22 protein-coding genes are annotated in these 22,447 nt (G+C 48.1%); 6 read left to right on the top strand and 16 right to left on the bottom strand.

Translation table 11 applies throughout. From position 1 onward, the window contains the following. Positions 1-2 precede the first annotated feature (2 nt). From I1H34_RS01925 to I1H34_RS01910, 4 genes are all read right to left on the bottom strand, one after another. Entirely contained in the window at positions 3-1,607 is a 1,605-nt protein-coding gene (locus I1H34_RS01925) for a hypothetical protein (protein WP_212664095.1), read from the bottom strand. 58 nt (positions 1,608-1,665) lie between these two features. Then, positions 1,666-2,691, bottom strand: coding sequence for an agmatinase family protein (locus I1H34_RS01920; protein WP_212664094.1), 1,026 nt, complete (start codon positions 2,689-2,691; stop codon positions 1,666-1,668). 2 nt (positions 2,692-2,693) lie between these two features. Further along, positions 2,694-3,992: a polyamine aminopropyltransferase gene (gene speE, locus I1H34_RS01915; RefSeq protein WP_212664093.1), complete on the bottom strand. Its 1,299-nt coding sequence runs from the start codon at positions 3,990-3,992 to the stop codon at positions 2,694-2,696. Positions 3,993-4,350: 358 nt separating this feature from the next. Next, on the bottom strand, positions 4,351-6,048 hold the full coding sequence (locus I1H34_RS01910) for an ABC-ATPase domain-containing protein (protein ID WP_212664092.1): 1,698 nt from the start codon (positions 6,046-6,048) through the stop codon (positions 4,351-4,353). A gap of 103 nt (positions 6,049-6,151) precedes the next feature. Between I1H34_RS01910 and I1H34_RS01905 the strand changes: the two genes are divergently transcribed. Then, positions 6,152-6,691: a 2'-5' RNA ligase family protein gene (locus I1H34_RS01905; protein ID WP_212664091.1), complete on the top strand. Its 540-nt coding sequence runs from the start codon at positions 6,152-6,154 to the stop codon at positions 6,689-6,691. 12 nt (positions 6,692-6,703) lie between these two features. Beyond that, positions 6,704-7,324, top strand: coding sequence for a hypothetical protein (locus I1H34_RS01900; RefSeq protein WP_212664090.1), 621 nt, complete (start codon positions 6,704-6,706; stop codon positions 7,322-7,324). Positions 7,325-7,441: 117 nt separating this feature from the next. Here the strand turns inward: I1H34_RS01900 and I1H34_RS01895 are convergent, their stop codons facing one another. From I1H34_RS01895 to I1H34_RS01865, 7 genes are all read right to left on the bottom strand, one after another. Next, positions 7,442-8,302 (bottom strand): M48 family metallopeptidase, encoded by an 861-nt coding sequence (locus I1H34_RS01895; protein ID WP_212664089.1) that lies wholly within the window; start codon positions 8,300-8,302, stop codon positions 7,442-7,444. Between the two features lie 224 nt (positions 8,303-8,526). Further along, on the bottom strand, positions 8,527-9,924 hold the full coding sequence (locus tag I1H34_RS01890; protein WP_249369715.1) for an undecaprenyl-phosphate glucose phosphotransferase: 1,398 nt from the start codon (positions 9,922-9,924) through the stop codon (positions 8,527-8,529). Positions 9,925-10,258: 334 nt separating this feature from the next. Next, positions 10,259-10,789 (bottom strand): peptide deformylase, encoded by a 531-nt coding sequence (gene def, locus I1H34_RS01885; protein WP_212664088.1) that lies wholly within the window; start codon positions 10,787-10,789, stop codon positions 10,259-10,261. Between the two features lie 84 nt (positions 10,790-10,873). Further along, positions 10,874-11,287: a hypothetical protein gene (locus tag I1H34_RS01880; RefSeq protein WP_212664087.1), complete on the bottom strand. Its 414-nt coding sequence runs from the start codon at positions 11,285-11,287 to the stop codon at positions 10,874-10,876. Between the two features lie 4 nt (positions 11,288-11,291). After that, positions 11,292-11,930 (bottom strand): lysophospholipid acyltransferase family protein, encoded by a 639-nt coding sequence (locus I1H34_RS01875; RefSeq protein ID WP_212664086.1) that lies wholly within the window; start codon positions 11,928-11,930, stop codon positions 11,292-11,294. Between the two features lie 81 nt (positions 11,931-12,011). Next, positions 12,012-12,893 (bottom strand): ACP S-malonyltransferase, encoded by an 882-nt coding sequence (gene fabD, locus I1H34_RS01870; RefSeq protein ID WP_212664085.1) that lies wholly within the window; start codon positions 12,891-12,893, stop codon positions 12,012-12,014. Between the two features lie 76 nt (positions 12,894-12,969). Further along, positions 12,970-13,635, bottom strand: a complete 666-nt coding sequence (locus I1H34_RS01865; protein ID WP_212664084.1) for a TVP38/TMEM64 family protein — start codon at positions 13,633-13,635, stop codon at positions 12,970-12,972. Between the two features lie 116 nt (positions 13,636-13,751). On the opposite strand from I1H34_RS01865, the gene I1H34_RS01860 reads away from it, so the two are divergent. Then, on the top strand, positions 13,752-14,369 hold the full coding sequence (locus tag I1H34_RS01860) for a hypothetical protein (protein ID WP_212664083.1): 618 nt from the start codon (positions 13,752-13,754) through the stop codon (positions 14,367-14,369). Positions 14,370-14,651: 282 nt separating this feature from the next. Beyond that, complete coding sequence (gene rsmI, locus I1H34_RS01855; protein WP_212664082.1) at positions 14,652-15,509, top strand: 16S rRNA (cytidine(1402)-2'-O)-methyltransferase; 858 nt, start codon at positions 14,652-14,654, stop codon at positions 15,507-15,509. A 5-nt stretch (positions 15,510-15,514) separates the two neighbouring features. Here rsmI and nrtS read toward each other — a convergent pair whose 3' ends face one another. The 3 genes from nrtS to bioU form a co-directional block, all read right to left on the bottom strand. Next, on the bottom strand, positions 15,515-15,745 hold the full coding sequence (nrtS, locus tag I1H34_RS01850) for a nitrate/nitrite transporter NrtS (protein ID WP_212664081.1): 231 nt from the start codon (positions 15,743-15,745) through the stop codon (positions 15,515-15,517). A 64-nt stretch (positions 15,746-15,809) separates the two neighbouring features. Continuing rightward, complete coding sequence (gene aqpZ, locus I1H34_RS01845; protein ID WP_212664080.1) at positions 15,810-16,619, bottom strand: aquaporin Z; 810 nt, start codon at positions 16,617-16,619, stop codon at positions 15,810-15,812. Positions 16,620-17,222: 603 nt separating this feature from the next. Beyond that, the gene (bioU, locus tag I1H34_RS01840; RefSeq protein ID WP_212664079.1) at positions 17,223-18,242 is read right to left on the bottom strand and encodes a (S)-8-amino-7-oxononanoate synthase BioU; all 1,020 of its coding nucleotides are present in this window, start codon (positions 18,240-18,242) and stop codon (positions 17,223-17,225) included. 234 nt (positions 18,243-18,476) lie between these two features. On the opposite strand from bioU, the gene I1H34_RS01835 reads away from it, so the two are divergent. Next, positions 18,477-19,139: a hypothetical protein gene (locus I1H34_RS01835; protein WP_212664078.1), complete on the top strand. Its 663-nt coding sequence runs from the start codon at positions 18,477-18,479 to the stop codon at positions 19,137-19,139. An 18-nt stretch (positions 19,140-19,157) separates the two neighbouring features. Here the strand turns inward: I1H34_RS01835 and I1H34_RS01830 are convergent, their stop codons facing one another. Next, the gene (locus I1H34_RS01830; RefSeq protein ID WP_212664077.1) at positions 19,158-19,949 is read right to left on the bottom strand and encodes a hypothetical protein; all 792 of its coding nucleotides are present in this window, start codon (positions 19,947-19,949) and stop codon (positions 19,158-19,160) included. Between the two features lie 102 nt (positions 19,950-20,051). Here I1H34_RS01830 and I1H34_RS01825 point away from each other — a divergent pair, with 102 nt between their 5' ends. Then, the gene (locus tag I1H34_RS01825) at positions 20,052-21,305 is read left to right on the top strand and encodes a serine hydrolase (protein ID WP_249369713.1); all 1,254 of its coding nucleotides are present in this window, start codon (positions 20,052-20,054) and stop codon (positions 21,303-21,305) included. Here I1H34_RS01825 and I1H34_RS01820 read toward each other — a convergent pair. After that, positions 21,302-22,207, bottom strand: coding sequence for a FecR domain-containing protein (locus I1H34_RS01820; protein ID WP_212664076.1), 906 nt, complete (start codon positions 22,205-22,207; stop codon positions 21,302-21,304). The two genes, I1H34_RS01825 and I1H34_RS01820, sit on opposite strands and share 4 nt — an antisense overlap. Positions 22,208-22,447: the final 240 nt, after the last annotated feature.

Genomic DNA, 22,447 nt, shown 5'->3' with positions numbered 1-22,447 from the left:
TGTCAGAACTCCTGATTTAATTCTGTTAACGTAAATTTTTGGACGTTAGATATAAATTGAAAGGGGTTGAAAGTAGCTGGGTTTAGATCGGTGCGATAGACACCTGCGATCGCACCTTCGCTACCTTCCAGACACACCTGACTTTCAAAAGTTCGCCATAGTTGAGGAATAACCTTAAAAGTCGCAGGCCCCAACTGCGGTGCAACCATCACGATACGCTTATTTACAGAAGTATTGATCACCTCAAAAACTTGTTCTACCTCTATTGCCGTGGTGTAACAGGTATCGTCATAGCGTAACCCTACGGATTGAAGCTGTTTTCGTAAGGGAGAATTGTGATGACGGGCTTCGGCGTAGCCAATCGTAAAAACATCATGGGCAATGGCTTCTAAGAGGAGCTGACGCTGGATGGTGGGACGTTGGGCATAGTGTAGTAGTTTTGCGATCTCAAGGGTTTGAGCACAGGAATTGGTAAAGGTTCCCCAAGAGCCAAACGCCAGAAAATCAGCAGAGGGCGGAATACACTGGGTATCCCATGCGCCATTGGGAATTCTGGCATCAATAATCAGGGTCTTGGAATACAGATCGGTGGGTACATTCTGGAGTCGCTGGGCAAATTGTTGATCCAAGGCTTGTTGTTGTTCATCATTGGGCTGATAGGCAAAGGCAGATGCTTGTGGATGACGACCAAAGATTAAGGCTTGGATATCAAAAGAGTCGTCCTCAGTTGCGGTCAGGCCTACTTCCGTCATAGCTAACTGCAAAATGGCTGCCGTGGTTGCTTGGCCATCATAATGGTGCCGCGCATTTGGGCTGGCTATATGGGCTTTGAGTCTGAGCGGTGGTAAACGTCGAGCAAAGGCTTTCAGCATCACCTCATCTGCGCCCCATGCCAAGGGTCGCTGTAGCTGTTTCAGCTCTTTACTGTCCAAAATCCTATGAAGTTTGGCTTCCATCTGTTGTCGAAAGGTAGGAGCAAACTCAGAGGGAGAATCTCCCAGGGCATAGACAATATCGACAATAGGTTTACCCAAGCTATGGATCAAATCAATGCAGATTTCTACTTGCAATAGTTCCAGGTGATGTAGCTGAATGAGCCACTGAGGAAACTCTGCAACACTGCGAGCATTATCGATACCCACAAAACTGCCGACTAAAACAACCTGCTGTTTTTGTTGAAGATAGGGAAGATAATCCTCGGGATATTGCACCAGGCGATCTGTCAGCACAAAAGCAGTTTGGCGACGTATGGTTTCTGGCAGTAGGTGATAGGCTTGTCGGACCATCATGTCTGTCTGACGACGAGGAGCCATCATAAAGGGAAGATAAATCTTCTCAGACCGCTGATCCTCTTCTTGGCAATCTTTAATAGGGCCTTTGCAAGTTCGACAAGGCCAAATCCCCATCCCGGTTCGATCCTGGTCATTGGCAGCATGATAAATCTTCCCCAAGGTCGAAAATCGAATATTTTGGATTCGAGAAATGACAGTTTGAGTTTGGTTAGAAAGAGGAGATGCAGCAGGGGTTTGACTTAAAGTTTTGGAAGGGCCTGCTAGCAGAGCTGTCCCAGTTGCAAGTAGAAATTGGCGACGATTCAATCGAGTCATGGAAGATTGCAATACTTGAAACCACCTGTCTTTTTGACTATGGAAACAAGCGAAGGTTTCAAGATTGAGATAGCCCCATCAAATTACAGAGCTTGTAGAGAATTCGCGCTCCTACATTGCCATCCCACACCCCATCACCCACTTCACAGATATCACAGCCAATCAGCGATCGCCCACTGTGAACAATCGTTCGACACAAATGAAAAGCTGCTTCTAACTCCAAACCACCAGGTACTGGCGTACCCGTGTGTGGGCATAACTTAGGATCTAAACCATCGACATCAAAGCTAATGTAGACCTGCTGCGGGAGATGCTTCACCATCTTTTGGCAGAGGGAATGCCACGTCTCACCTTGATAAAGTTGTGTCTTCAGGTCTGGATCGTAGTAGGTCACAATTCGTCCCTGGGACTGGGCTACGGTTTCGACTTCAGCAGCACAAACATCTCGAACGCCAACCTGAACCAGCTTCGTGACCTGGAGCAGTTTCAACACATTGGTCATGATTGACGCATGGGAAAATTCAAACCCTTGATAGGCTTGGCGTAAGTCAGAATGGGCATCGATTTGGAGAATGCCAAATTCGTCATAGTGCTCAGCCAAAGCCTGCAAGTAGCCCAAGGGAATACTATGGTCCCCGCCCAATAGCACCAGCTGTTTTCCTTGGGCCAAAACCGTTTGGGCTTGCTTATAAATCCACTGATTAAGATGGCGACATTCCTGATTCACTTCCGTGAGCGCTGCCATCAAGGTTGGTGAGTCTGCGACAGAATGGCCTTGACTGGTGTGCTCAATAATGGCTTGAGCCGTGTCTTTTAGTTCATCATTTTTGGTTTGGATAAATTCGGGAATGCCTGCCAGGTAAATACCTTGCTGCCAGCCGCCAGGATTGTCAAAATCGTACAAATCCAATTGAGGAGATTCTCGCAGAATCGCTGCTGGCCCTTGAGCCGTTCCAGCACCGTAGGAGACAGTCACTTCCCAGGGAATGCCCCAGACAATAATTTGGGCACTGTCAAAATCGAAGGGGAGGCCAAACAGATTGCCATTCTCTAGGCCCACACCATTGGGGTCAAAAGTCATCATGATTAGACCAGTGTCGGCTGCTCCACCGTAATCATGTCTTTGACGAAGGTCGGTAAGCAGAAAGCGGCTTGGTGGATTCCGGGATTGTAGTAGGCCAATTGATAGTCTTGGGAAAACTGCTGTGCTTTTTGTGGGTCGAAGTCCTGAATCGGATGCGGCCCATTTTTAGAGCAGTAGGCAAAACTCCACATCCCTGTGGGATAGGTGGAGATAAAGGCTAGATAACAGTGCACTTGAGCAGCCCCAAAAATTGCACCTAAGTCTTGATAGAGTTCTACAAATTTGGGCTGATTAAACCGGGGAGACTCGCTTTGGGCCACCAAGACACCCCCTGATCTTAAAGCCCGGTGTACCTGTAGATAAAACTCCTTGGTAAATAGGGGTGCAGAGCATCCGACTGGGTCGGAGGAATCAATAATAATCAGGTCATAGGATTCATCGGCTGCCGCTGCTAGATACTCGATACCATCGCCAATCAGCAGGTTCAGTTTGGGATGATCTAAGGCTGAAGACAGGGTGGGGAGATGCTCTCTGGCAGCTTTAATCACCACCTGATCAATCTCAACTAGGGTGACTTCTTCTACTTGGGGATGGCGAAGAATTTCTCGCACACTACCGCCATCGCCTCCGCCAATCACCAACACTTTTCGAGCGGGATGAGTGAGCATCGGCACATGGACAATCATCTCGTGATAGGCTTTTTCATCGCCTTCGCTGCACATGACCATATTGTCGATCACCAGCATTTTGCCGTATTCAAAGGTGTCGAGAACTTCTACAGTTTGGTAAGGAGACTTTTCCCGGAAGATCCAGCCGCCTCGATGTCGAATGGATAAAGCAATATTGTCATTGCGATCTGTGAACCAAACGGTGCGTTTTTCCTGTGGATCAGAATATTCGTAGGCAGCCACCTCTTCGGGACGCTTAAAATCTACATTTTCTGTTTCCAGTAAATGGAGTTGGCCTCGGTTCAACTCTAAAGCAGACCCATGATCGGCTTGAAAGGCTTCTTTGAGGATTTCATAGGCGATCCAAGGGTTAACGGACATGCCACAGGTAAATAAGTCCAGGGCAGCGTAGCCATACTCCGGCCAGGTATGAATGGCAAAATGGCTTTCTTGGAGGACGATAAACCCAGACACTCCAATGGGCGGAAACCGATGAAATTGGGAGGTAATAATCGTGGCTCCCGACTCCTTGGCCGCGCTCAACATGTTGGTTTCGATCAGGAGAACATCGTTCAGGACTTCGGCAGAACCCCCGTAAAACTCAACTAAGATATGTCTTCCAAGTGAATTCATAAGGTTTGAAGAGAGTGGAGAGAATATTTAAGCATCAGTGGACAGCGAACAAACGCTCCCTGGGCCTCAACGGGCAGCAATCTCCCATCAAAAGCATTTCCATCACAGTCTTAGAGCATACTTTGAGCAATCCTAGTGCTCAAAGTATGCCCATGCTCTCTTCACTTGAATCCTGAACAAAAATAGCTGGACTGTCGTATCACCGAATTTAGCTCCTCCCCATCTGTGGCAGGGCTGCTTCCCTGATCAGCACTGAAGCATTGCCATGCTCCTGCTTTAGAAAACATCCTGATTCTGCTCCATTTTGTCATGAAGGGGAGACAGAGCTTTGGGTAGAGATGGCAATTTGCCTGGTGGCCTAATCTTCTAGACTAAGGTCACGCCAACGGTTCAGGGCTGCGGCCAGTTCAAACCTGCGAAACGCGACAAAATCTCCTTCTGGAAAGGAACTGAGGGTAGATAAACCTTCTGTAGAGAGTTGTGACAAGATTGCTTGGATCGCAGCCGCAAAATTTAGATCAGTCGGTGGAGAGTCATGCAAATACAGAATAGCGGCTGCGATCCCACGCAGTTGCCCGGACTCCACAAGCTGTTCAACTTGGCTCAGATCAATGGCTTCGCGACCTACAATAATTTCCCGTAACTCATGGACTTTAACCTTGGCGGGTCGGCCTTTCCACTCTAGGGAGCTAGGTTTGAGCTGCAGCCTTCGAGGCTGGCGATTACCGATAAGTTGGGCCGCTTCGCAGATGCGATCGCTTGGATACTGAGCTGCGATCGCAAGCGCTTGCTCCGTCACGTTTTCAGGGCGATACGCAGATAGGGCAATCACCGTATCAGCCACTTCAAAGTAATCTCCACTGCCCCCCATCACCAAAATACTGGAAACCCCGTGATCCTCATATAGGGGGCGGATTTGATCGATGAACGGGGTGATCGGTTCTTGGTCTTTGGCAATTAGGGATTGCATTCTGCGATCGCGAATCATCAAATTGGTAGCGGTGGTATCTTCGTCAATCAATAAGACTTGGGCCTCTAGCTCCAAAGCTTCGATGATATTGGCTGCCTGAGAGGTACTGCCACTAGCATTTGTCGTATAAAACTGAGTCGTGGTCTGTTGATGGGGAAGATGGTTAATAAATGGAGACAGATCTAATCCCGTCACCGGACGTCCTTCCTCTGCCCGAATTTTGACCGCATCCGCATGGGTAACCACATACTCGCGCCCATCTCCTGGAATGTGATTGTAAATGCCTAGCTCTAAGGCTTTCAGTAGCGTTGATTTGCCATGATAGCCCCCCCCAACAATCAAAGTAATGCCTTTAGGAATGCCCATACCCGTAATCAACCCGTGATGGGGACAGGAAAATTCAACCCGTAATGATGCCGGTGATTGAAAGGGCGTGGCAGACTCTAAAGGACGAGTATCAATCCCGCTCTGGCGAGGCAAAATAGCACCATCGGCGACAAAGGCCACTAATCCCTGGGCAGACAATTGCTGTCTCAACCAGTCGGCATCTTCATGGGTATCAATATGGTGCTGGAGATGCTGAGTGGACAATTGAGGATACAGCATGCCCTCAACCAGCTCAGGAATCTGTTCACAGAGCAAATCAGCGGCCTGCCAACCATCTATACGGCGTCCCTGAGCCGGTAAACCAATCCAAAAACGGAGTTCTACCTGCTCGTCACTAATAAAAGCTGTTGTACGCTCTAGGATTTCTGGTCCCGGCTGAGCAATGGCAATCAATCCACTATTTCCGGTTCCCGAACGACGCTGTCTCTGCTGGGTCAGCTGGTGAAACTGTCGCGTTAAGAAATCCCGTAGTCCCACTTCTCGACTGTGATTAGCGTATGACTCTGGTGGAAAGCCTGCAATTTGCTGTGGAATCAGGACTCGGCACTGGCTGGGCTTGGCGAAGGGATCGCCCTGTACCCGATCAATTTTGAGCGTGAATTGGGGAAAATAGTACTCACCTCGGATGGATTTGTAGGCTTTATAGCCTTTGCCATCCAGTTGCCGTAACTGCTCTGCTAGACGGGTATGATCGGTCATAGCCACTCCTGCCAAAAAGGGTCGGCCTCGCCTAGAGATATCATGCTCTCTGCCGAGACTTCACCATTAAAAAGGGAGCTGCAGGCAAGACGCAACAACCCTAATGCAAGACGTTTCACTCTGGCTCGTTCCCACACCCAAAGATTCTGCCTATCTGCAAGCAATCATCGATCCGCTTGCCGACAAATACCAAGCCCCTAGATTTAGCCCCCATGTAACCGTTGCAGGTCGTCTCCAAGTCTCTGATGACTATCAATCTTCACTAGCGGCTCTGGCAGCGGCTACACCTGTCTTGCAACTGGATAATCAAGGGTTAGACCATAGCGCAGCGTTATTTCGCACCGTTTATATCCGTACCTCTTTAGCCGATCCCCTGGTGGCCTTGCGGCAAAGGGTTTATGAATTGTGGATTGAGAATGCAATCAAGCCTTTTATGCCCCATATCAGTTTGATCTACAAAGAATTAGCCCCCCTCGAACGCCAAATCATCATTCAGGCACTGAGGATTAAGGAAACGCTTATTTTCGATACCCTGGCAGTCGTCTGTCCACAACAACCTGGAGAATGGACCGCAGTAGAAACTTGGCAAACCCTGGAACGCTGGAATCTCAATGATCTAGCTGCTTTTGAAATCAACCCCTAGTTCTCAACCATTATGGATCAATCAGAAACTTTTCAAGACTATGTAGGCGATTTTGGCAATTATTCATGGGTTGTATTGTTTGTGAACGCTCCTATGGATGTGGTTTCCAAAGTCTATGGTGAGACCTTACAGCGTGAAATGGGTCACAATTTACCCATCACGACATCCTTCCCCAAACAAGCGGATCAATATGGCCCTACGGGTGCGGTTGTCCAAGTCATAGATAGTGACTGGGTGATTATCTTCCATCATGTCGGCAGATATATACCGCTGGATTCGGCATCAGACTTCTCTCAAAAACTGCAGGCCAAAGTACTCGTATTTTCAGGAGAAGATACCTCAGGCACTGTAGATTGCGAGCTATTTTCACCCGAAAATACCAAAACCCGCTACCAAACCACCGAAGACTTTGAAGAGGAAGCAGAAATTTATGAGGAAATGGCTGAAGAATTAGAAGCAGCAGGTGTATCTCCTCAACCCAGCACCATTATTGATAGCTACGAGAAATTTTTTCAATCCTTAGGGATCCAAACGGTTGAGCTGACCCTAGACGAGAGTCGATCCAAGGCATTCGTCTCCGAAGACTATCAGCACCAAATTCAAAGAGTAGATCTGATCATCCAGCCTTTATAAGTCAATGACAATCAGCCTCTTAGGAGGAGCTATTGAAACCGAGCAGGGTCCAGTCTTAGCGCAACCCTTTCATCTGCTGGGCAGTACTGGACTGATTCTGCAGCGTAACGGGGCTGCTTAACGACTGCCCACAACTTGCCGGTAGCGGCTTTGGTTGAGACCGCAGCTTTGCAGATCGGGGTTGCTATCGCATTCATTTTGAGAGCCCGATTGAATCTCACTCTCCAGGCGAACCACTCGATCTGGAGCGGCTGGGTGGGTACTTAAAAAGGTGGGGGTTGATCGACTCGAAACGAGTTTGCGCATAAATTCAGGCATCGCTGAGGTGGCATACCCTGCTGCTCTCAACATGCGGAGTCCTTCTCGATCGGCATCATATTCGTCACTGCGGCTTTGGGGACGACTGACTAATAAGTTGACCCCAATATTGGCGACTTGACTGCGATTGGAGCCCGTAATAGCGGTTGTTAGTCCTTGAGCCACCATCGTCTTGCGAATTTGCTTGACTAGGTGTTTGCGGTCAATATGGCCAATTTCATGGCCAATGACGCTAGCGAGCTGGGCTTCGTTATCTGCGGTATTAATCAGACCTGTAGTGACATAAACCCGCCCTCCCATCGTGGCAAAGGCATTTACCCGCTTATCATCGACGACCTGAAAACGGTAGGCTACTTTCCGGCGTCTCGCCCCGGCATCTACTAAACGCTGACCAATGCGGCTCACATAGCGATTGAGGGACCGCCCTTGATGCAAGCGCATTCCTTGGCTTTGGAGGTTGCGATGAATTTGCTCGCCTAGCTCTCGTTCCTGCTTATTAGAAAGATTGGAGAGTTGGATGACTTGAATCCCCCGAAAGATCAAGTCTCTCAAAGGAATAGCTTGGGCAGGATTTGGGGTTGCGATCGCAAGACTCGTTGCTAAAGCAGTTGCCGCAACAACACGCTTAGAAATGGGCAGCTGAGAGACTGCATCCTTCATAAAGTCACCAGACGATGAAACAGCATCATAGGTCTATCTCGTTGCTCGCTTAATCTTGCTAGTTAATCAAGGCGTCCCAACCCATATTGAACATGGATGGACTGACACTGACATCATCAACCAGTTTTGAGCAAGGAGATATACGACTCCTATGTGCTAATTATGACGCTGAATGCCCCTAGGAGTTTCCCAAAAACAACCGAATCTAGCGGGCTAGGCTACGCTTAATAAGCATTTTGGTCTTTGAGGAAAACAAAAGCTGTCTTCAAAAGAATTTGAATATCTAGACTGAGAGACCAGTTTTTGAGGTATTCCAAATCATAATCAATGCGTCGCTTCATCTTGTCCAAGGTTTCCGTTTCACCCCGGCAACCATTCACCTGAGCCCACCCGGTAATGCCAGGCTTAACCTTATGGCGCAGCATATAGCCACTGATTAGCTTGCGGTACATTTCATTGTGAGCCACCGCATGGGGACGAGGTCCGACCAGACTCATGCGACCTTGCCACACATTCAAAAACTGAGGGAGTTCATCCAAAGATGTTTTGCGTAAGAAACCACCCAGAGGAGTAATGCGACGATCACCCCGAGTTGCCTGCACCACAGTGCCATCATCTTCCATCACCGTCATGGATCGGAACTTGTAGACAATGATTTCTTGGCCATTTAAGCCGTACCGACGCTGCTTAAACAAAATCGGGCCCGGTGAGGATAGCTTTACGGCCATGGCAATCACCGTCATCACTGGAGACAGCACCACCAGGGCTAACCCAGATAACACCACATCAATGGCCCGCTTAAAGACATACTGCAAGTCAGAAAAAGGAATCTCCCAGATCGAAATCAAAGGTACACCATTGATTTCGTAAGACCGACCATGCATCAGGCTGTACATCAACAGACTAGGCACGAAATAGACACAGGCAGTCGTATCTTGTAGTGCCTCAATAAGTTCTGCAAATCGCGGTTCATCATCCGCAGCACAGGCCAGATACACCACATCAATATGATGTTGACGAACATAGTCGGGAACTTCAGATAACTTACCCACCATCGGAACATCTGGTAATTCCGATGGCGACTGATCATCAAAAAAGCCACTGAGCCGAATCCCTAAGTCCTTACACTCCCGAATCTGCTCTGCTAGATCCAGGCTGACTTGATTCACCCCAGCAATCACCGCAGACTTAGAATTGCGCCCAGAGATGCGAATTTGGCGGAGCATCGCCCAAACCAAAAAGTGAACCACGAGCAACACCATCGGCACACTGCAAGACCAGGTCAAGATCAGCGCTCTCGAAAAAATCATCGAGGTCTTGGTCGCAAAGCCGATGAAAAGCATCAGCCCCATTACAATTGACCATCCCAGAACAAACCTAATGGCTAGCAATCTTGCAGCCAGACTGCGGTAGGGACGATACATACCGGTTGCCTTAAAGACAGGCAAAATTAGTAGGAAGACTGTCAGGGCAAAGAGCTGCAGACTGGTGGTAAAAGGAATGGCATAAAAATGAGCCAAAATCACTAGTAACAAGACTGCCAATGTAGGATCCAGAAGGCGCTGCACCAATGTCACGATTGACGTATTGGCTCGGAGTGTCCAGTGGGAGTTATGGCTCATAAATCATCTTGGGGAGAACAAATAACTTGTTAACTTGGCCAAATATGGCCCAATTCTAAAAGCTCAGCGCGATGAATGCTGCTATTAAAACTACACTTGTAGCTTTGTCAACTTCATTGTTGATTTTTCCTGACAAAAGAGAAGTGATAGTGATCACCCTGGATATTGCGAGTTACAAATCACTCGATCAAAGCGCTTAATCCAGCAGTGTTATGTTTCAAAATTGAAGAGAATTCCAGGAAAAACAAAGATTGGACGAGTATAGCGTATGGTCACCCAAAATTATACTTTGAAATAAAATTGCACACTATTTATGACCTTTGAGCCTCCACAACTAGGAAAGTACTAGTTTGTGATACTCATTTTCGGTAATAAGTTCCCGAGTTGATTCAACTCGGTCAAGAAATACATAGCCCTGTAAATGGTCGCATTCATGCTGAATAATGCGTGCAACAAAGTCATGGAAAATTTCTTGCTGAGACTGACCCTTGCGATCTTGGTATTCAACAGAAATAGTAGACGCACGAGGGACTAAGCCCCGAATACCCGGTACACTCAAACAGCCTTCCCAGTCCTTCACTTGCTCTGCACTGATATCGGTGAGTTGAGGATTAATCATTGCAATTGGATCCATATGAGGCGCATGAGGATATCTGAGGGTGGGGCGGGAGGCCACAATCACAACTTGCCAATCAATGCCAACTTGAGGGGCGGCAATGCCGACACCATTGGCCTGCCCCATAGTCCCAATTAAGTCATCAATGAGAGACTGAATCTCCCGAGAGGTAGGATCTTCAACAGGGCGGGCAGTCCGGCGAAGTTTAGGGTTACCGAGTTGAAGAACTTCTAGTTGCATCGCTGACATAAATGGCTATCCCCTCTGCTTAAGAGTGGTTCAATTTTAACGCTGTCGATTTGATTCTATTGCCGTAAAGCACAACAGTAATGTTCACTTCTTTGAAGTCTTGATCGGATTCGGCTGGCCTTTGACATTGGACTCAATAATCCCTAAGTTTTGCCAAAAATCGGGCGGATATTCCAGGTCTGCTTTGCCAACCCAGCCTCTTTCTAGATTAAGAATGTAACCTTTATCTGCCTTCTGATAACTGACTGACTGAATTGCAAGCTGATCCCAATCTCCGGTATATTTCAAATCCGCCAAGGATTGGGGATAGTCTCCATAACGCACATGATGCAATTCAATTAAAGTAATGGCTGTTTTAAAGTGTTGATCGCCAAACTGGTTATCGGCTTCTTGCGAGAACTGATTAAAGGCTTCTGGTAACCCACAGGCTCCTATACCAACGGTCAGACCCAGCAGTAAGACAATTTGCGACAGTGGGTGGGTGGAAATCTGTCCCATAGGGTTAACGACCTAAATCATGCATGGAATTAATGACATCAGCACATTGCTGAGTGACATCGGCTAGTGCAGCCCGATCTCGGCTAGGAGGGGGTGGAATGGGCTCGCCAATCCGAATGGTTAACGGCACACTGCGCGGCAATTTTTGCCCCTTCGGCAAAATCTTTTCAGTCCCCCATAAAGAGACAGGCAGGATGGGAGCCTGAATTTTACTGGCAATAAGTGCCGCCCCTTGCTTGGGATTGTTGATTCGCCCATCTGCGGTACGGGTGCCTTGTAAGAATAGCCCCACGGCCCATCCTTGGTCCAAAGATGCTAACGCAGCTCGAATCGCACTGCGATCTGCGGATCCGCGATTCACAGGATAGGCACCATACCACCGAATCAAAGTGGATAGGACAGGTACCTCAAAGAGTTCCTGTTTGGCCATAAATGCGACAGGGCGGCGCATACAGTTGGACAACAGTGGCGGATCAAAGTCACTCGCATGATTGCTAACCACAATTAAAGGCCCTTGTTGCGGAACCCGTTCAGCATTATGAATCCGCCCCTGGAAATAAACATGCAAAGAGGGACTCACCACCGTCCATTTGAACAGGTGGTAGAGGGCTAAGCTAATTGTGGGCTCACGCTGTTGTGGCATGGAGCGAACCTCGGCAGAGAACTCAATTAGACTGACAATATCAAATTGGTGTGAGATTGGTCGGTTAAACCTGATCTAAACTCAAGCGGGTAAGCTCTCCAAGCTATTGATATTCGTTAGGGTCATCTCTTTACAGGTACGCTTGACCAAACCCGTTAAGACTTTACCCGGTCCGACTTCCATAACGGATTCAATCCCTTGATCAGCGAAAACAAGAGCCGTTTCCCGCCAGCGCACAGGACCCGTCATTTGCTGGATCAGGCGAGTTTGGAGGGTAGCTGGATCTGTAGAAGGTGTCGGTTCCACATTAGAGACAACCGGAACCTGTGCCGATTGAAAGTCGATGGAATTTAGAACTGATTCATAGTCAGCCGCAGCATCTGCCATCAAGGGAGAATGGAACGCACCGCTTACATTCAGCTCGACCGCTCGCTTGACTTTAATACTGCCTAAGACGGTATCAACGGCGGCTGGCGTCCCCGAAATGACGACTTGGCCAGCATGGTTATCATTGGCTAAAACAACACCCTCTGTACTTTCAACAGTTTGATTGAGCTGATCACGATCGAACCCCATTAGGGCCGCCATTTTGCCGTCCGAAGATTGAGACATGAGGGTTGAACGTTTTTGCACCAGCTTTAAGCCCGATTCAAAGTCAAAAACCTGGGCTGAGTATAGAGCAACATATTCTCCTAAGCTATGACCAGCAACCAAATCGGGTTTCAGTCCTTTCTCAGTCAGTAGATCGGAAAAAATAGCAGCTACTACATATAAGCAGGGCTGGGTGTAATTGGTTTGGGACAGGCGGGTTTCATCTTCTCGGCATACCTCGGGGACAGACCATCCCAAGATGCTTTCTGCGGCTGCAAACCGCTGTTTACCGATTTCGGTATCGAGTAGGTCTAGGCCCATTCCAAGCGCCTGGGACCCTTGTCCAGGAAATACCCATGCTGTTTTGGTCATATCTTCTGATTATTGTGTCAGCTCCACCTTCCAGTCTTGCACTGAACGGTAGCGTTCATGACAATTTTTCGGGGCATCAACTCCGTTTGAACCGTTTTTGACGCCAATAGGTTGATCCTGCGACCAGTATTCCAGTCAACGCTAAAGCACCTATTAAAGGAGCAAGGTTGCCGGAATTAAGAGCTTGAACGCTAGAACTACCCAAGAGAACAAAGGGCAAAACGCTAGGAACCGTGCCTAAGATTGTACCGATCAAAAAATCACGAAAGCGGATAGAGGTGAGACCCGCCGCAAAGTTAACCAGGCCGTAGGGCATAATCGGCACTAACCGAATCGCAAACATATAGAAGAGGCCGCCCCGTTTGACCTCAGCATCCATTTTTTGCCAGCGTCCTGCCAACCGTTTGGCAATGGGTTCGCGACCGATGGTGCGGCTAAAGTAAAAGGCCACAACGGCGGCAATAATGGCGGCAAGACTTGTCCAAAGGGTCCCTAGCCAAGGGCCGAACAAACCACCTCCTGTAAGGTTTAGAGCAGTAGAAGGAAGAACCAATAGGGTAGCAATCACATAGGCCAAGATGTAATAAATCGGCCCCCAAATCCCTGCACCATGAACCAGTGTTTTAATTTGAGTGGTATCGAGCTTACCCATTACCAATAGAGCAATGCCTGTTGCGATCACACACACTACAGTTAGTAGAAGAAGGCTTTTGCGGGGAGTGAAAGATTTAGCCCGTTTCATAAATCATTCAGGTTAATGGCAGATGGCCAGAGTTATTATCTGGTTGAGGGTTTTGATATGGGTACATTCTGCAAATAACGTGCAGATATGTCGGTTTTTTAGAACTGTAAGCACCTATGAATTCGTTGATTCAGATGCAGGCGGTCGTAGAGTTACCTTATTACGAAGGTGAATTTCTTTGTCCTTGGCCGATTCCAAAATTCAAGCCTTTGTCGATGATCCGTTTATGCGGAGAAATGACATATCCAGAAATCGGTTTGGTGTTTGCTCAATTGGCGAAATACAACCAAATAAAACTCGCAAAGAAGAAACAAACTGTTTTGGAACAGATCCTGGAAATAGAAAGTTTAGTGTTACCAGGTGGTATACAAATCGTATCTGAAGATAAAGTTATTCCTCCAAGTTGTTGTTGTGGGCTGGAAACATGGCACGAATGGATTGATTTTCTACAAACAGGCCATTCTCCTTGGTTAGGGCATGATCCAAGTCCATGGGTTGAGCATCAAGGCAATATTATTCGTATTTGGTCAGATGGTTATACTGAACCAACTCGAGATGCGTTTTATGTTGAGGTTTCACGACCTGATTTTGAGAAAGCATTGATATGTGTGGAGCGAGAGCTGCAAGCGTTTCTATTTTCTATCGAAAGCTGGGCGCAAGACATTAGCTTTGCAGGGTCTAATAAGTTATTTCAGAAATTTGATCATTGCTTCCAGATTTGGAAGGCAGCGTAAAAAGGCTTAAAGTTTGACAGCCATATAATCATTACGACGACTTAAATTTGCATGTAATATCGATGACAATCGCTAACCGCAACCGTTAAGCATAGGTAACTCAATAAGCAGGTTGAGACACTCTCAGAAGATGGCACAATTGTTATCCAGCAGATAGCGCTCGCTTTTGGTGCAGCTTCAGAGTGGTGTATAACTTTCCGTAGAAGATGGCTAGTGATCGATCGTCCTTGGCTATTGCTTAGGAATTAAGTCAGTCCCCCAATGCAATAGATGAATGAACACATGACATCTTCTAAAACCAATGCGTCCCAAAATGGCAGCTTGTACATTGTGGCAACGCCAATTGGGAATTTAGAAGATATGAGTTTTCGAGCGGTACGGATTTTGCAAACCGTGGCTGCGATCGCAGCCGAAGATACGCGCCACACGGGCAAACTGCTCCATCACTTTCAGGTCAAAACCCCGCAAATCAGCTATCATCAGCACAACACTCAAACCCGTACACCCGAACTAATTGAACGATTACAGTCAGGGCAAGATTTAGCCCTCGTTAGCGATGCGGGGATGCCGGGAATTTCTGATCCGGGAGTGGATCTTGTACAAGCTTGTGTCGAGGCTGGGATAGAAGTGATACCGATTCCTGGTGCCAATGCTGCGATCGCAGCGTTGGTAGCATCGGGATTACCCTGCGATCGCTTTTGTTTTGAAGGGTTTCTGCCCGCGAAGGGGAAAGCACGTCAACAGCGGTTACAGGATATAGCGACGGAATCGCGCACCGTTGTCCTATATGAAGCCCCTCATCGCTTACGCCAGACCTTACAAGATTTAGCAGAGCAGGTGGGAGATGATCGACAGATTGTATTAGCGCGGGAATTAACGAAACGGTTTGAAGAGTTTTGGCGAGGGTCGGTGCAAGCTGCCATCACCCACTATCAAAGCCATGAACCAAAAGGTGAATTTACGTTGGTATTAGCGGGGGAAGTAGTGAGCAAGACCTTACCAACGGACACAGATTTACGTGCAGAATTGCACGCGTTATTAGCTCAAGGATGGTCTAAGTCGCGGGCCAGTCGGCAATTGGCAGAGAAACACGACATGTCTCGTCGCCAAATTTACCAGCTCACCCTAGATTTGGAATAACTCGATTACCGCTGTTGAGAGCGGCTGACATATTGACCATGAACACTCACCATATAAGGCACGCAATAGGTGAGCACCGCTGAGATCCAGCGCGTACGGGTCATTTTGTTTTGGGTTAGGGCTGTGCCATGGTTGATGGCAAATAAAATAGACCCCACTATGGCCGCAACTTTTAAGGCATTGGTCCGATAGATGGGATCTATTAAAGCCGCGAGATAGCCTCGCAATACAAACATTGATCGTTATTGAAAAGTCAGCAAAGTATTTGAGAAGAACCGGAACAATCCATGTTCTCTCTCATTATCGCTCTGCGAAACTCCGATCTGCATTTGAGGTTGCAGTTGTATCTGCTTCGAAAAAGACGTTGTAGATGAAACCAGCTGCGATCGCGCCTGCAATCGGCGCGACCCAAAAAAGCCAAACTTGCTGAAATAACTGCATGTTGCCAGCTAAAGCCACAATCAAGGCGGGGCCGGTACTACGAGCAGGGTTAACGGATGTATTGGTAATCGGAATACTGATTAAATGAATCAGAGTGAGGCCTAAACCAATGGCAACGGGAGCAAACCCTTGAGGCGCACGTTTATCTGTTGCACCTAAGATGATCAGCAAGAACATCATAGTTAACAAGAATTCTGCAATCAAGCAAGCAACAAGACTATATTGCCCCGGAGAATGATTGCCATAACCATTTGTGGCTAGGGGATTTAGATTGACTGCGGGATCACCGATTAAATCAGTTCCGTTTCCACTAGCAATCACGAATAACAGTCCAGCTGCAACAATCGCACCCACCACTTGAGCAATGATGTAAGGCAACAATTCTGAGCTAGGAAAACGTTTGCCAGCCCAAAGTCCAAAAGAGACGGCTGGGTTGAAATGCCCGCCAGAAATGTGACCTACGGCATAGGCCATCGTCAAAACGGTTAAACCAAAGGCCAGGGACACCCCTGTAAAGCCAATGCCCAAAGAAAAAGGAAAGGCTTCTTTGGCTTCACCAACTTCTAAGCTGGTGGTGTATACAGCAGCAAAAATAGCACTGCCACAGCCTCCAAAGGTGAGCCAGAACGTGCCAAAAAACTCAGCAAAAACTTTTTTTGTAATTGACATAGATGAACTCCATCTTCAAGAAATGAGGAACGTAACTTTCATACCCCCCTTAGCTCTGCCACTCTTCTCAGGTTCACGAGTGTGTGCAATGAGCAAAGGTCAGTGAATCTCAGGATAGAGATAAATAAAGAGCATCAACAATTCAGAATCGTCATAAACAAACCCATCCTCGCTACCATATTCTGAAGACCAAAATGGTATTTGTAAACACATCTAAAGATTTTGACAATATTTCTAGAAGTAATTTTCTATAGAGTGCCAGTAATTCCCAGAAATATCGATCTACCAGCCCAAACCTATTAGCCCATAAGCATCTACTCTTGGCATTGACGTTCTTTCCTCTCTGCTGGCACAAATGGACTCAGCATGGAGAATGATGGCCAAACTGAAAGGGCTAGGAAGCAAACTGGCAAACGTGTTAGGCAATTACATCCACTACATTAGGATCCACATTCGTATGCCGTAGCCGACCTAACAATTGGATACTTTTTACGATAACCGCAAGGCAATCTAGTCACAGTCCATGATCACGCAAATACCTAGCCATAAAGCAACAGTTCTATGGCTAGGTTTCTAGATGGAAATAAATTTTACTGTGGCAGGTTAAGACACAAAATGTGGCATGACCTGAGCGGAAGTGAGAAGACCACACATCCCTTGTTGGTGGAGTGCAATTCCGGCTTTGAGATAACCAAAGGCAGGGCCACAAACATTAGCAGCCATGCTAGTTTCATCCCCTAGGGTAAAGGTATGGGTAGAGATTTTGCCTTCAAAAGTCCGGCCGGTCAGCTGTACGTTCGTGCTGAGGGGTTTCTTGGGGTTGCGGGTATCGACGACACCACCAACAGTGACGCGATCGCGACCACAAATCCCAGCCATTTCTAGGATGATGTCATCGGCATGTTCCATATTTTCCAAGCTGAGGATGCCGTTGGTTGTCTCCAACAGAGTCTCCACCTCAGCATCGGTCATGGCTTTAGCCGTTTCGACGGTATAACCCGGTAAATGGCCAATGTCTTCGCGAATGGTAGCCCGATAGGCTTCCCAGTTGGCAATACCGACCCCAAAGGTGATTTTGACTTGATGGATTTCCGCATAGCTTTGGGCGGCTAGGGCAGCGGCAGCGGTGAGTAAACCGGGGGTCGCGCCACAGCCTGTGACATAGGTAATGCCCGCGTTGGCTAATTCGGCCCGGAGGTCAACGAGCTGCTCCACAGCGCTGGTTCGCTTGATGGCATCGATTAAAACACCTTTCCAACCTAGGTCAATAAACTGTTTAGCTACCGAGGCCATAAAGGTATTGGGTAAGTTCGGCAGAGCCAGGAAAAAACCGGCAACGTTCTGACTTTGCTGAATCAGATCGGCAATGCTTTGGGTACTGAGGGTGCCACCCGGATCGAGGTAACCGAGAGATCCTTGGGTTTGATAGGTTGCGATCGCACTTTGCAAATCCAAGCCTTCGGGATTGAGGGCAAAGCCTTTTTGGTCTGCAGCCGCGACCAGCTTCATTTGCTGTTTGGGCGCTAAAACCCTAGCTGCGGCCTGTCCGAGCCCGCCAAACCCTAACACACCAACGGGAATCGGCTGGTCTGATGTTTGCAGTGGATTGGCTATATTGGTCACGTGCTTTACCTCGTCTGTCAGACTATCCGTAACAACCTCAAATATTATCGGGCACCGTGGCCCTTTTTAAACTGGATCAGTTCAGCCAAGCTGGAGATAGAAACATATCGCAACTCTGGTTGTAAAACATCTTCAAGTTTGGCTGGCCATTATTCCAGGCAGCCCCTGAACCCAGATCAAAATATCGAACTCGATCGGTTAGCTTTAAAGGAAGACTGCGCGCGATTTAGAATTATGAAAAGAGTTTGGCTCTCTAGCTTATGTGTCCTGAGTCTGGGACTGATTACGGCCTGTTCTCAACCCATCGAAGAAAGTGATCTGCCTCCAGAAACGCCAAGTGAATCGGTAAGCCAAAATACCCCCGCACCGCCGGGAGTTCCAGAACTCAATGGGGCGCTGCCTACCGATACCCCAAAAACGAATCAACAGCCTCCAGCAGCCAACCCGAGCCAACCCTTACCTGCACAATTGCCCCCTGTCGCCAATCCTTCGAGTCAGCCTCCACCCAATCTCGACCCTGAGGACAGTGTGGTTGCGCCAGCACCGACCGTTGCCGCGAACTCCCAAAACCCACGGCAGTTCTGCGGGAATGATCATCTGTTTGAAAGCATGAATACCCCCGACTATCAGATTTTTATCTGTTTGAATCAGCCCAGCCAAACTGCTAAAAACTATCGCTATGTAGGCATTGAGAAAAAGACGGGGTCAAAGATTGTCCTACCGGCCAAGACCTCAGGCGAATACTATGCCTTGTCCTACGAAGCCGTGAATGGCGATGTGACCTATAAAATTGAGACCAATCCCAAAGCCCTGCGAGATGCCCGTTTAGTGGTGACCCAAGGGAACAAAGAGCTACTCAGACAACAGATTGCTCAAAGAGAGTTGATTCTGGATTAGAACAGCGACGCCGTTGGCTTAGTCTTCGAGAGATTCCACATACTGTTTAGCGTCTTTCAGGTCATAGCCTAAGTGCAACCGCACCAATTTAACTGCCGAGATTTTGCGGTCTTGAGACAACAGCAGACGAACCTCAGCGTCTAGCTCAGCTCGACTGGGTGATGGGTTGCTTGTTTCTTCTAGTGATTCAATATAGGCTTTTGCCGCTTTGAGGCCATATCCCCATTGTTCAAGAACATAGTTGATAGCGTTGATTTTTTGGTCTTTGGCCAGGAATCGCCGGACTTCAGCTTCAACCTGCGCGTAATTCTGCTGTTTGGATGAGTCGTCTACTACATCGATGGGAGGAGGGGTGGGCAAAGCGTCAAGATATCGTCGAGCTTCGTCCAGCTCCATGCCCTGTTGCCGCAACTGTTTAACCGCAGTAATCTCACGTCCTTCTGCCACAAGTTGTTGGACCTGCTGGCGGAGATCATCGCTAATGACGATGGGGCCTTGCCCAGAGGAATCATCTATGCCGTCGCTTATCACGTTGAGATCTAATACAGAGGAATCAACGATAAGAGGTGAGAATTCATCGTCTGGGTGGGGCTTGTCTTCTGGCGAATCAGAGAGATGATCTAAATTCGGTGGGCCTGGGGGCAACTGAGAGAAATCATCGGAGAAATTTCCGGTCTTTGGTGGAGGGGGGATATAGGGTGGGTCGGGCTGGTCTGGCGAGTTTGCTGCGGTTTCTCCCTGCTTGGGTTGAAATGCCAACCAGATCACAAGGATGAAGAGTGCACACACCAGAATAATCCCAACACCCATAACGATTGATACTCTCAACTACCATTTGGGCAAGATTATACTTCAGGAGTTGGAATCCGTTGCTGTCATCAGACATTTGTTCTGGACCCAGAGGTTTAATCCATGAAATATCACACTCGGTTGGTTGTATTGCTCAGTCTTTTGATCACGACATCAGGGATGTTGATGAGTCCTAGGGGATATGCCAACCCTCAAACTTCTGCCCCCCAGACCACTCCCCAAACGCCGCAAGGCAAAATGCTCACCCGCTTATTTACCAGTTCCGTGGTGTTGGCCAATTGGTTTACGCCCACTTTTTTGTCACAAGTGGCGGCTCCCCAGGTCCAGACCATTATTAACAATATGAAGCAGCAACTCGGTCCTTACCAAGGGGTGCGAGAGGATGGCACTGGTTTTGTGGTGGTGTTTGAAAAAGGCATCGTCCCCACCCGCTTGGTGCTCAATCAGCAAGGGTTGATTTCTGGATTACTGTTTCAAGCACCGCGAGCGCATCCTAAGCCCTCTCAGGATCCAACCTCTGCTTTTAAGGCGCTCCCCGGCAAAGTTAGCCTATTGGTGCTGGAAAATGGAACGCCCAAACTGTCCCACAACCCCGATCAGCCCCTCGCCGTTGGTTCTACCTTTAAACTGGCTGTGCTGAATGTGCTGAAGACGCAGATTGCTGCCAAGCAAACGTCTTGGGATGCGGTGGTGAAGCTACAGCCGCAGTTAAAAAGCTTACCGTCTGGGTTCTTGCACACCTGGCCCGACAATGCAGCCTTAACGGTGTATAGTCTGGCGGCTTTGATGATTTCTCAAAGTGATAACACTGCTACAGACCATCTGATTAAACTGGTGGGCAAACCCGCCTTGGAAAAACTTTCTCCGCGCAATACGCCGTTTCTGATGACACGAGAAGCGTTTGTGCTCAAGAATCCTAGCAATGTATCACTGCGCGATCGCTATCTTGCTACCGACACCAAACAGCGTCAAGCCCTGCTCACTGACTCGGCTCCACTCCCCTCCGTTTCAGATCTAACCTCAGGAGTCCTGTCCCCAGAGATTGAGTGGTTCTATACCACGACAGAACTCTGTCAACTCATGGCAAGCGTTGCCGACTTGCCCGTCACGCAAATTAATCCCGGTTTAGCCCGTCCCCAAGATTGGCAGACCCTTTCCTTTAAAGGGGGATCAGAGCCTGGAGTGCTTAATTTCACCACCCAGATGCAAAGCAAAGACGGCAAGACCTACTGCGTGTCTGCCACCTGGAACAACAACCAGCCCCTTGAAGAAGCGAAGTTTACGGCTCTATATAGCGGCTTAATCGACAGCCTTAAGTCTAAACCCAAAGAAAAACCAGCAGCGACCTCCAATTAGGGTCGTTGTCCAGGGACGCGGGGATTGGGTCTGCCTGTTCCGCAGGTGAGGAAAGGAATACAACCGCCAATGCCAATCCTAGGGCCACTGTTAGGTCGCTGTTTTTTCTCTTCCGGTAATTCTGCAACCGGTGCGCACAGTTTAGTCAGTTCAGTAGATGAGGAGGCAGGGGTGACAGATTGGCTTGCCACAGCTTCCGCTGTTTCCTCCCGAATAACTAATAAGGGAGTTTGCACTTCCGTCGGTTCTAGGGCGACTAGCTGTTCTTGCTCAGGGGCTAATACCCTACTCATCGGACAGGCCTGATAGAAGGCTGGCAGACTAAAGGATTGGACAGGACCCACCACATTATCTTTAATTTCGACTTGTTCGCCGGCTTTCAGCCGAATTTGTCCTGCGCCATTATCGTTGGAGACAAAGATAGGCCGACCGGGTTTCTCCGTTAGAGCACTAACGATCGTTGTATTTTTAGTGGAATCATGGCGAACCGTTAGGGCTGTGCCAAAAGCCACGATTTTGGCCGTCGGCGTAATCACCGTCGTGATTCCCTGTCCCGGCTGAATCATCGATAAGACTAATCCATGCTTGAGCTGAAAGCTCCGAGTATTCGGGACAAAAAAGAACTTGGCGTTGGCATGAATCCTAAATAAGGTGCCTTCATTAAACAGCAGCTTGGCCCAAGCACTAGACCCCGTTTTGAGAATATCCATCGGCACCATCACGTCACCGATTTTGGCAAGACGAGACTTTTGCTTAACTGGCTCTAGTTGCACTTGGGAGTCAAAGTCATAGACTTTGGCACTGGTTAAATTCGTTCCTGCTAAGACAGGTTGAATGAACAGCCCACTGAGAATGCTGCCTACTGCAATGCCAGACAACCATCTCTTCCCTTGTAAGCTCATTCTTAATCCTCAAAATTCCAACAACAAATGATGTGTAGCTAAAAATATCAGCCACTGATTGATCTATCAGCCTATTGGTAGACTTCTATGTTGAGGAACCACTCCTCTCGCTGACTTCTAAATAGAGGTCTGAGTTCCAAATCTAGCCTATGCCAACCTTATTCGCTATCTGCTCATGGGCAAGCTGGCCCCTCCTTTCTAGACCGCTCACGCTCATCATCAGCCCTGATCCATCAAAAT

Origin of the sequence: Acaryochloris marina S15, assembly GCF_018336915.1 — a bacterium.
Lineage (GTDB): Bacteria > Cyanobacteriota > Cyanobacteriia > Thermosynechococcales > Thermosynechococcaceae > Acaryochloris > Acaryochloris marina_A.
Note: the sequence above shows the minus strand (reverse complement) of the source record. Positions and strands in the feature narration are given on the sequence as shown.